This window comes from Actinomadura livida, from assembly GCF_014648675.1.
Lineage (GTDB): Bacteria > Actinomycetota > Actinomycetes > Streptosporangiales > Streptosporangiaceae > Spirillospora > Spirillospora livida.
In genome coordinates this window covers 1-1,717 of the sequence record NZ_BMRO01000045.1, presented here as the reverse complement: position 1 = coordinate 1,717, position 1,717 = coordinate 1, and the positions used below count along the sequence as shown (strand labels likewise).

Annotated in this window: 2 protein-coding genes and 1 pseudogene; 1 reads left to right on the top strand and 2 read right to left on the bottom strand. The window is 66.5% G+C overall.

Annotation, left to right across the window (positions count from 1 at the left end; genetic code table 11):
- Window positions 1-108 precede the first annotated feature (108 nt).
- Window positions 109-738, top strand: coding sequence for a class I SAM-dependent methyltransferase (locus IEZ03_RS37230; RefSeq protein ID WP_184889997.1), 630 nt, complete (start codon window positions 109-111; stop codon window positions 736-738).
- Between the two features lie 14 nt (window positions 739-752).
- Here the strand turns inward: IEZ03_RS37230 and IEZ03_RS38995 are convergent.
- Together IEZ03_RS38995 and IEZ03_RS38990 are read right to left on the bottom strand one after the other, a co-directional pair.
- Window positions 753-1,316 (bottom strand): annotated as a pseudogene (locus IEZ03_RS38995) (IS5 family transposase); the annotation flags it as partial.
- A complete protein-coding gene (locus IEZ03_RS38990; protein ID WP_444541869.1) occupies window positions 1,259-1,666 on the bottom strand; it encodes an IS5 family transposase in 408 nt (135 codons plus the stop codon). The pseudogene IEZ03_RS38995 and the gene IEZ03_RS38990, both read right to left, overlap by 58 nt.
- Window positions 1,667-1,717: the final 51 nt, after the last annotated feature.

The window sequence follows — 1,717 nt, the reverse complement described above, 5'->3', positions numbered from 1 at the left end:
TAGGCCGTGTCCCGTGATCATGCGAGGGGACGGCGAGTCTCCAGGGGGCGGGGTCGGGACGGGATCCGGAGAAGCTGCGGATGTGCGCGGGTGTTAGCTTCCCTTCCCGTGATGGAGCACCAGGACGAGACCAGGGCGGCCTACGACGGGGTCGTCGAGTTGTATGCGTCGATGTTCGCTAATCGGCTGGAGACGCAGCCGTTCTCGCGGAACATGATCGAGACCTTCGCCGAACTGGTGCGCGGGACGGGGAACCTGCGGGCAGTCGACGTCGGGTGCGGGCCGGGACATCTGACTGCAATGCTGCATGATCTCGGGCTGGATGCTTTCGGGCTCGACCTCTCCCCGGGCATGGTCGACCACGCTCGGCGGGCCCATCCGGCGCTGCGGTTCGACGAGGCGCGGATGGAGGCTCTACCGGTCGAGGACGGCACGCTCGGTGGTGTGCTGGCCCACTATTCGATGATCCACACCCCGTCTGAGGAATTGCCGGCACTGCTCGCCGAGCAGGTACGTGTCCTGGCGCCAGGGGGCCTGCTCTTGGTTTCGTTCTTCGCCACCGATGGACCGGAGCCAGTCCGCTTCGACCACAAAGTGACGCCCGCCTTTAGCTGGCCGGTGGACCAGTTCGCCGAATTGCTGGCCGGTGCAGGGCTCGTCACGTTCGCCCGGCTGCTCCACGACCCTGCCTCCGAGCGGGGCTTCCTCGACGCCCACTTGCTGGCCCGCCGCCTCTAGGGCGAATCCCGTGATCATGTGACGGGGTGCCGGAGCCAGATGCGGATCGAGGCGACGTCGATGGTGCCCTGGTAAATGGCTTCTCTCTTGTCGTAACGGGTGGCGACCGCGCGGAACTGGCGGAGCTTGTTGACGCAGCGTTCGACGGTGTTGCGTTCTTTGTAGGCCTGCCGGTCGAAGACCGGCGGCCGGCCGCCCTTGGAGCCTCGGTTGGCGCGGTGGGCGGCCTGGTCTTTCTTGATCGGGATGACGGCCTTGATGCCGCGTCGCCGCAGGTAGTGGCGGTTGGCGCGGGAGGAATAGGCCTTGTCGGCCAGCACGCGGGCCGGCTTGGTGCGAGGCCTGCCCACGCCGCGACGCCGGATGCGGATCGACTCCATCAGCGCGATGAACTTGGGGCAGTCGGCGTGCTGGCCAGGCGAGGTGAGCCGGGCGATCGGACGGCATCGCCGGTCGGCCACCAAGTGAATCTTCGTGGTCAACCCGCCGCGCGACCGACCGAGCGCTTCACGGCCTTTCGTCACCCGCTCGTGATCCTTACCGGCCCCCTTTGAGGGATGTCCACGGCTGGAGCGCGCCGCGCTCCAGCCGCGTGCTGGTGCGCACGAACGATTGTGGAGTCGGCGCTGACCGTCCAGTCCTCGCCTTCGGCCTCGTCACAACCCGCCCGCAACCCGTCCAGGATCTGTTCCCACGTCCCATCCAGCGACCAGCGGCGATGCCGGTTGTAGACCGTCTTCCAATTGCCGTAACACGGCGGCAGATCACGCCAGGTGCAGCTCGTCCGAGCCCGGAAGAACACCCCGTTGATCACCGTCCGATGATCGCTCCACCGCGCCCCATGAACATTCTGGGCAGGCAGTAGCGGCTCCAGCCGCTGCCACTCCTCATCCGTGAGGTCATGCCGTTTCAGACGTTCCTCATCCACACAGACGATCTACACCAAACCGCCACCAAAGATCACGGGACACGCCCTAGT